Origin of the sequence: Actinophytocola sp. (assembly GCF_036402745.1) — a bacterium.
Taxonomy (GTDB): domain Bacteria; phylum Actinomycetota; class Actinomycetes; order Mycobacteriales; family Pseudonocardiaceae; genus Actinophytocola.
Genome location: NZ_DASWSJ010000327.1, coordinates 1 through 7,591, shown reverse-complemented (window position 1 = coordinate 7,591; position 7,591 = coordinate 1). Strand labels below are relative to the sequence as shown.

The 7,591-nt window shown below is 69.9% G+C and carries 9 protein-coding genes; 6 read left to right on the top strand and 3 right to left on the bottom strand.

The annotated features are described in order from the left end of the window. On the top strand, positions 1–618 hold a 618-nt coding region (locus tag VGD70_RS30345; protein WP_331087396.1), incomplete at its 5' end, for a hypothetical protein. A 67-nt stretch (positions 619–685) separates the two neighbouring features. Further along, a complete protein-coding gene (locus VGD70_RS30340) occupies positions 686–886 on the top strand; it encodes a hypothetical protein (RefSeq protein WP_331087394.1) in 201 nt (66 codons plus the stop codon). 416 nt (positions 887–1,302) lie between these two features. Here the strand turns inward: VGD70_RS30340 and VGD70_RS30335 are convergent, their stop codons facing one another. From VGD70_RS30335 to VGD70_RS30325, 3 genes are all read right to left on the bottom strand, one after another. Then, complete coding sequence (locus VGD70_RS30335) at positions 1,303–2,379, bottom strand: amidohydrolase family protein (protein WP_331087392.1); 1,077 nt, start codon at positions 2,377–2,379, stop codon at positions 1,303–1,305. A gap of 107 nt (positions 2,380–2,486) precedes the next feature. Further along, positions 2,487–3,182 carry an MFS transporter gene (locus VGD70_RS30330; RefSeq protein ID WP_331087389.1) on the bottom strand — a complete coding sequence of 232 codons (696 nt, stop codon included), beginning with the start codon at positions 3,180–3,182 and terminating at the stop codon, positions 2,487–2,489. Positions 3,183–3,481: 299 nt separating this feature from the next. After that, positions 3,482–4,894 (bottom strand): DHA2 family efflux MFS transporter permease subunit, encoded by a 1,413-nt coding sequence (locus tag VGD70_RS30325; protein ID WP_331087387.1) that lies wholly within the window; start codon positions 4,892–4,894, stop codon positions 3,482–3,484. Positions 4,895–4,935: 41 nt separating this feature from the next. Between VGD70_RS30325 and VGD70_RS30320 the strand changes: the two genes are divergently transcribed. The 4 genes from VGD70_RS30320 to VGD70_RS30305 all read left to right on the top strand — a co-directional run bounded on the left by VGD70_RS30320 (position 4,936) and on the right by VGD70_RS30305 (position 7,401). Beyond that, a complete protein-coding gene (locus VGD70_RS30320) occupies positions 4,936–5,421 on the top strand; it encodes a MarR family winged helix-turn-helix transcriptional regulator (RefSeq protein ID WP_331087385.1) in 486 nt (161 codons plus the stop codon). 92 nt (positions 5,422–5,513) lie between these two features. After that, a complete protein-coding gene (locus VGD70_RS30315) occupies positions 5,514–6,320 on the top strand; it encodes an SDR family NAD(P)-dependent oxidoreductase (protein ID WP_331087383.1) in 807 nt (268 codons plus the stop codon). Beyond that, the gene (locus VGD70_RS30310; protein WP_331087381.1) at positions 6,317–6,715 is read left to right on the top strand and encodes an enterochelin esterase domain-containing protein; all 399 of its coding nucleotides are present in this window, start codon (positions 6,317–6,319) and stop codon (positions 6,713–6,715) included. Before VGD70_RS30315 ends, VGD70_RS30310 begins: the two co-directional genes overlap by 4 nt. Positions 6,716–6,879: 164 nt before the next feature. Further along, positions 6,880–7,401 (top strand): alpha/beta hydrolase, encoded by a 522-nt coding sequence (locus VGD70_RS30305; RefSeq protein ID WP_331087379.1) that lies wholly within the window; start codon positions 6,880–6,882, stop codon positions 7,399–7,401. Positions 7,402–7,591 lie beyond the last annotated feature (190 nt).

Genomic DNA, 7,591 nt, shown 5'->3' with positions numbered 1-7,591 from the left:
GTGCCCCGCGTCGGTGTGGTGGACGGCTGCACGTATTGCTACCCACAGTCCGATCTGGATCGGCTCGGCGGTGACCCGGCGCTGGTGCCGGACGACCTCGTCGAGGCCTTCGCACGTGAGGTCCTCGATCACTGGTCGGAGGAGCAGTACGGCCTGCTGTGGCGTGGACTCGCGCCTCGGATCCTCAGCTTGCTGGAAGCCTCGCCCAATGAGCTCATGCTGCGTGGCCTGACCTTCGCCCGCTTCTCCACATGGCCGGACGAGGAGCAGGCCGCAGTGCGCGACACGCTCCGCGCGATGCTGGTGCGCGCGGTCACCGGCGACAAGACCCAACGCTTCGTGGAGGACCTGGTCTGCGCCGCTGCCCACGTCGACCACGACCTGACACCCTGGCTGACCTACCTCGACACGATGACCGGTGCCGACGCGGACGCCGGGATCGCCCGGCTCGCGCGCTACTGGGCCGACGACCTCGCCCGCGGCGGCGAGCCGAGCCTGTGGTGGTTCCCCGAGGATCCGGCTGCGCCGATCCGCGACTGGCTGTACTCCGATGCATTGCACGAGCGTCTGTCCCAAATGGATGATCGGGAAACGCTGATCGCCATCGCGGAGATGTGAGATCAGCACTCGATGACGTTCACCGCGCGCCCGTCGAGCGCGGTCGCCTTGTCCGGCGTGGACGCAGATGCTGGATGTTGGCGTCGGTGATGCCAGGTGTTCGGTGCCGGCCCAGCAGCAGAGAGTTCTGCTGGCGTCGTTGCTTGAGTTCGTCCCGGAGTTCGCCGACAGTGACGGTGCGTTGGCGGATGCGGGCGTCTTTGGACGCGTCGCTGGCCCGCTGCCGAGCGGGCTGCCGCTGGCTGGTGACGGCGTTGTCGGTCCCTGAGGTTCTGGATCTGCCCGACGAGGTCGGGTAGTCGGTAGATGAACCCGCGGGAGGCTCCGGAGGCCCGCATGACCGCGTTGACCGTGATCGGCTGGCCTTGTCGTGTCGAGGTCCCGAATGGCGTGGCGCACCTTGTCGATCAGGTCGGCGCGGCGGCGCGCTCACCTCGCGTGTCGTCGAGGCTGGCTTCGAGCTGAGTGATCAGAATTAGGGTGCCCCTGGTTCGAGGATGAGGCCGGTCTGGGTAGGAAGCCGTCCACGAGGTTGGATCGGTACTGGATGCGCTTGAGCCGGTTCTTATCGACGCTGACTCCTTCCGCGACCTCGACCTGGCGATCTCCGACGTCAACCCCAGTCACGCATCGGTTTCCAGCTTCGCACGTGCCCTGCAGCCGAAGTGACAATCGTCCCGCGAGTCACCGCACCGACTCGACGCCGGCCAGCCACACCCGGCGGATGGCCCGCGTGGCGCTGATGTTGGCGAGCGGGTCGCCGTCGACGAGCACCAGGTCCGCGCGCAGTCCCGGCTCGACCGCGCCCCGATCGGACAGGCCGAAGTGTTTCGCGGGCAAGGAAGTCGCGGCACGCAGCGCGGCCGCGGTGCTCAGGCCCGCGTCGACCAGCAGTGCCAACTCGTCGTGCAGGCTCACGCCGAACGCCGGTTGGTACGGGACACCGGGCGTGGCGTTAGCGTCGGTGCCGGCCAGGATCGGTACACCCGCGGCGTGCAGCACGCCGACCCCGCGCGCCGACGCGGCATAGGCCCCGGGCGGCAGGCCCAGGGGGTCGGCCAAGCCGCGCATCATGTCCAGCGTGGGGATCACGACGCGGCCGTCGGCTACGATCCTCGCCACGTCGCCGACGGCCACCGGCGCCCCGAGTGGCATGTGCGTGATGACGTCAGCGCCCACGTCCAGCGCCAACGTGTAGGCCCCTGGCGAGCCGGCGTGGGCGACCACCGTCAGCCCGTGCGCCCGCGCCGCGGCGACCAGCGCGGCGGCCACGTCCTCCGGCAGGCCGCCCTCGCCGGGCGCCTCGAGCATGATCTTGAGGTAGTCGATGCCCTCGGCGACCCGGTCGGCGACGAACCGCCGCGCGTGTGCCGGATCGCGCACCACCGCGTGCTCGGCCAGGCCGGGCATCCGCGCGTGCAGGCCGCTCGGGCCGATGGCCGGCAGGCCCGCGCTGCGGATATCGGTCATACCGGACACGTCCCGCATCGAGGCCACCAACTCGACCGGCCAGGTCGCCATGGTCAGTCCAGTGGTCACGCCATGCGCGGTCAGCGCGGCGAGCGCCGCACGGCCGTCGGGATGGATGTGCGCGTCAATCAACCCGGGCAACAACACACCCCCGGCCGCGTCGACCACCTCAGCGCCGGTCGCGTCGGCACCGATCACCGCACCGTCGATCACCACCGTGCGCGGCTCGGTCAGCCCCTGACCGTCGAAGACCCGGACGTCGCGCAGCGCTGTCTTACCGACCGTCGTCACACAGTCACAGTAGCCAGGTCGCGTAGCCGACGATGCCGCTGTAGCGGACCGGCGCGATACGCACCATTGGAGCAGGCGAGAATACGGGAGTAGAGGAAAAGCGAAGCTTAAGCCACAACTGACCGCTGACGGGGCAGTTCGGCGCGCCGCACCGAGTCGGAGGTCAGGGCGATGACCACGCCCAGGCTGGCGAACGCGCCGGACCCGACGAACACCGGGGCGGCTCCCCAGGCTCCGATCGCGGCGCCGACCAGCGGGTAGGTCAGTGGCGCCAGGCCGACCGAGGTGAGCATGACGACAGAGGTGACCCGGCCCAGATAGGCGGGGTCCGCCTCGGCCTGGATGAGGGTATTGTTCACGCTGCCGAAGACACCCGCGCTCAGCCCGGTCACCCCGGCCACCACCACGGCGAGCCACAGGATCGGCATCAGCGCGATGGCGGCCGCTCCCGCGCAGCCCACGAGCAGCGTTGCGGACATCGTCAGGCCGCCCCGCGGCAACCAGCCAGCGATGGCGAGCAGGGCGGCACTCGCTGCCGCTCCGGCTCCGAAGGCGCTGATGATGAAGCCGTAGCCGGAAGGTCCCCAGCCGCGCTCGCCGTTGAGCAACACCATGCCGACGTTGAGCGTCCCGGTCAGCCCGAGCTCGCTGATGGCGGCGGCAAGGACGAGCGGGAAGATGAGGCGTTGGCGGCGGATGTAGCGCAGGCCATCGACGATGTCCTGCCACGCATTGCCGGCCGGCGGCTGCTCCTCGTCGCGCGATTCCAGGGGTCGCAGCCGCATGGTCAGCAACAGCGGCAACGACGTTGCCGGTGGTGCTGGCGTTGTGCGCGGGCGCGGTCGTGGCGGGAATGGCGTCGTTCACCGCCCGCCACCTACCGCCACCAGCGAGGCGCCGACTTCTTCTGTGTCAAGGAAAACCAGCCGAAACTATTCGCCGCGCTGAACGCCTTGCCCGGGAACACCGTGCCAGTCAGGCACACCCAAACTGACCGCGGCCATGGCCGCGTCGAACGCCGCACCATCCACCGCCCGAACCAAATCCGGACCCCAGGTCATGGCCGGCCTACGGCATTCAATCGACCCCATCCTGCGGAATGTCAACCTTGTGTCAACTGATCAGGCAGCGGTTCCGGGCGACCCGGCAGGAGCCAGCCGGCGCCCAGGATGAGCACGACCGTGCCGAACACGAACCAGTAGGCGCCGTGGAACCCGGCCTCGGACGAACCGCTCGTCTGCAGAATGAGCGTGATGACGGCGATGCCGATCGCCGCGCCGAGCTGGTTGAGGATGTACAGCACCGAACTGCCCTGCGGCACCAGGTGCGGCGGCAGCGTCCGGTACAGCGCACCCATGGTGGGCGCGCCGACGAAGCTGAGCGCCACACCGAACACCACCGCGCCCACGACCGGCCACACCAGACTCGTCCCCTCGCCGATCTGCGTCAGGGTCAACACGCCGAGCAGCGACACGGCGGCGCCGATCCGCGCGAGGTTGCGCGGGCCGAGCCGGTCGGACAACCGTCCGGCGATCGGCATCGCGACCGCAGTGCCGATGCCGTACGGCGCGAGCAGCAGCCCCGCGGCGAGCGCGCCGAGGTTGTGCAGCTGCTGGTAGTACAGCGGCAAGATGAACAGGCTCGCGAACGTCCCCATCCCGATGAGCGCCATGATCGACACGGTCGCGGCGAATTTCGGGTTGGCGAACAGGTGCAGGTCGATCACCGGCGGCACGCGTTTGCCGCGCAACGCGTGCACCCCGTACCCGGCGAGCACGACGACACCGGCGGCGACCGGCACCAGCACCTGCCAGATCGAGAACGCCGCGTGCTCGGCCGCCTGCGACATGGCGAGCACCAGCAGCGCGAAGCCCGGGCCGAGCAGCGCGACACCGACGACGTCGAGCTTCGGCAGCTCGGACCGGTCCCCCAGGTCGTCGGCGGGCAGCACCCGCTGCGCGCCGGCGAGCGCGACGAGCCCCAGCGGCAGGTTGATGAAGAACATCCACTGCCACGACAACGCGTCGAGCACGATCCCGCCGACGATCAGCCCGAGCACCGGCCCGGACGACAGCACGATGCCCATCAGTCCCATCACCCGCCCGGCCCGCGCCGGGCCGGCCGCCTGCGCCAGGATCATCAGCAGAAGCGGGTCGAGGATGCCCGCCCCGAGGCCCTGCACCACCCGGAACACGATGAGGCTCGCGACGTTCCACGCGAGCGCGGACGCGAGCGACGCGAGCAGGAACAGCGCGAGGCCGAAGATCCACAGCCGCTTCGCGCCGAACCGGCCCACCGCCCAGCCGGTGATCGGGATCGCGACGGTGAGGGCGAGCAGGTAGCCGGTGGACACCCAGCTTATCGCCGACAGCGACGTGTCGAACTCCTCGGCGAGCGTGTCGACGCCGACGGCCACGATCGTGCCGTCGATGATGCCCATCGTGCCGCCGAGCAGCACCACGGCGATCAGGCGCCGGAGCGCGGTGTCGAGGCGGCCGTCCGCCAGTTGCGTCATGGAAGTCATCTCCTGGTGAGTAATGGCGTTAACATGAGTCGGTGAGCCCGCCACCCGACGGCACCCTGAAGCGGCTGGAGACCGGACTTTCGGCGCTGGTGCGCTGGAACGAGAGCAAGCACATCCGCCACGAGGTGGCCGCGCGTTCGGGGTGCGAACTCCAGTCCAGCGAACTGCGCCTGCTCGAGCACTTCGACCTGTCCGAGCCCATGCGGATCTCCGACATCGCCGAGTGCATGCGGATCGACATCTCGACCGTCTCGCTGCAGTTGCGGCCCCTGCGACGCGACGGCCTCGTGGACGCCACCCCCTGCGACCGCGACCGCAGGGTCACGCTGATCGGCATCACGGCCAAGGGCCGCGCCACCGTGGCGAAGGTGCGTGCCGCCCGGCGCGAGCTCCTCGCGGAGGTGTTCACCGACGTGCCCGCCGACGACCTCGAGAAGGCCGCCGACGTGCTGCTGGTCGTGCAGGAACACATGCTCGCGGGCATGCGTGAGCTACTCGGGCTGACCCCCACGAGCTGACCCCTCCAGTCTTGCAAGCCGTCGCGACAAGATGCTTTGATTCATCAAAGTATCAGGCGGCGGTGCCGCCCGGCCACACCGAAGAGGGGCTCATGGGCACGGCAGTGATCACCGGCGGGACCGACGGCATCGGCAGAGGCCTCGCGGCCGAGTACCTGCGCCGCGGCTTCGAGGTCCTCGTCATCGGCCGGAACAAGACCAAGGGCCAGGCGTTCGCCGACTCGGGCGAGCAGGCGCATTTCGTCGCCGCGGACCTGAGCCGCGTCGGTGAGACCGGACGGCTGGTGGCACAGGTCGCCGACCGCGTCCGCGCCGTGGACGTCCTGGTGCTGGGCGCGCGGTACTGCCGCTCGACCCGCCTGGTGACCGAGGAGGGTTTCGAGAGCAACTTCGCGTTGTTCTACCTGAGCCGGTTCCTGTTCAGCCACGGGCTGGCCGGTGCGCTCCAACGTGCCGAACACCCGGTGGTCCTGAACTTCGGCGGCGCGGGCCAGCCGGTTCCCGTGCGGTGGCACGACCTCCAGCTCGAGCAGGCCTACCACGGGGTCGGCGCGATGGGGCACGCCGCGCGGCTCAACGACCTCCTCGGCGTCCACTTCACCGGGCTGCACCCGGACATCCGCTACGTCCTCAACCACCCCGGCGTGGTCGCGACGAGCTTCGCGGGCGAGTACGACCCGATCACCGCCACGCAGGTCGAAAGCCTGAAGGTCACTGGCAAATCGGTCGCACAGAGCGTCGCGCAGATCCTCCCCTACCTCGAACCACCGGGCCGCGACCGGCTTACCGCGGTGCTCGAGGGCGCGCGTGTGCCGCTCGAGCCTCGGTTGTTCGACCGCCGCGACGCCGCACGTCTGCACGAGATCACCGAGAAGCTACTCACGGACCTGCCGCGATGACAGGCACCCTGCCCACAGCATGGCGAACGGTCGTGCCCGGCAACCGGATCGCCGCGGCGTCGGGGACGTTCAGGGCTGACATCGAACGCAACGGCACCCCGCTGGTGGCGCTCGCCCCCGGCGACGCGGTGGACGTGACGTTCCTGCTGCGCGCCGCCCCGGACTCCGGACCGTGGACGCTGACCGACGGCATCTCCCCCGGCGCCAACCCCGAGTTCGCGCTGACCAACGTGCCGGGCACCGACGTCTGGCACGTCACGTTGCGCCTCCCCCGGGACACCCGCGTGACGTACACCTTCACGCGAGACCCGCGGTTCGGCGCGGCAAACCGGACTTCGACATCGCCGCGCACTTCGCCGCACACGTGGTCGATCCGTACAACCCGCGCACGGTGACCTACCCGGACCAGGGTTTCCCGAGCCCGTGGGGGGCGGACCGGGTCGCTGCTCGCACTGTCCGAACCGGACAGTCCGCCCGCGACCGGCGCGCTGCCCGTGCACCGGCTGACAAGCCGCGCACTCGGCCGCGACGTGCCGGTCCACGTGTACACCGCCCCGGTGTGACCGCGTCGTACCCGCTCGTGGTCCTGTTCAACGGGTGGGAACTGGTGGAGATCGGCCGGATCGGCGCGGTGTTCGACGCGGCCGTCCACAGTGGCCTGTTGCCGCCATTCGTCGCCGTGCTGCCGGACCCCGCCGAACACCGCACCGGCGACCTGCTCTTCTCCGCTGACCACCACACGTTCGTCACCGGAGAACTGCTCGGTTGGGCCAGATCCACCTTCAAGGTCGGCGACCGTGCGGTCGTCGGCGGCGCGAGCCTCGGCGGCCTTGCCGCTCTGTACACGGCGGTCACCAGCCCCGGCACGTTCACCGGCGCCGTGTCTCTGATCGGCGCGGTCGGCGCGAACCGGGACGGCGAGCAGGACTGGCTGGCACAGCGGTTCACCCAGACTCCGCTCGACGCGCTCCGCGTGTACCTCGCGGCCGGACTGCTGGACGACGACACCTTCCCCGGCGGCCACGACTGGCTCTGGCTACCGGAGAAGTTCGTCCACGGGATCGCACACGTCCTCAAGTGACGGTCAACCGTCGTCACGCGCCAGCTCGCTGAGGGTGAGTCCACCTGCGGGGTTGCTCAGCCGACGCCGATGGTCTGTCGCTCGGGCTCGATCACGGCCACGACGCGCTCTTGCCCTCGGGGGTAGGGCGTACCGGTGTACTTCGTGGCCAGCTGGTCGATGATCTCCCACGCCACATCGCCCTCGAGCC

Coding starts and splice junctions, on each gene's coding strand:
- VGD70_RS30340 (WP_331087394.1), top strand. CDS start 686: ATGCTGGATGTTGGCGTCGGTGATGCCAGGTGTTCGGTGCCGGCCCAG.
- VGD70_RS30325 (WP_331087387.1), bottom strand. CDS start 4,894: ATGACGCAACTGGCGGACGGCCGCCTCGACACCGCGCTCCGGCGCCTG.
- VGD70_RS30315 (WP_331087383.1), top strand. CDS start 5,514: ATGGGCACGGCAGTGATCACCGGCGGGACCGACGGCATCGGCAGAGGC.
- VGD70_RS30310 (WP_331087381.1), top strand. CDS start 6,317: ATGACAGGCACCCTGCCCACAGCATGGCGAACGGTCGTGCCCGGCAAC.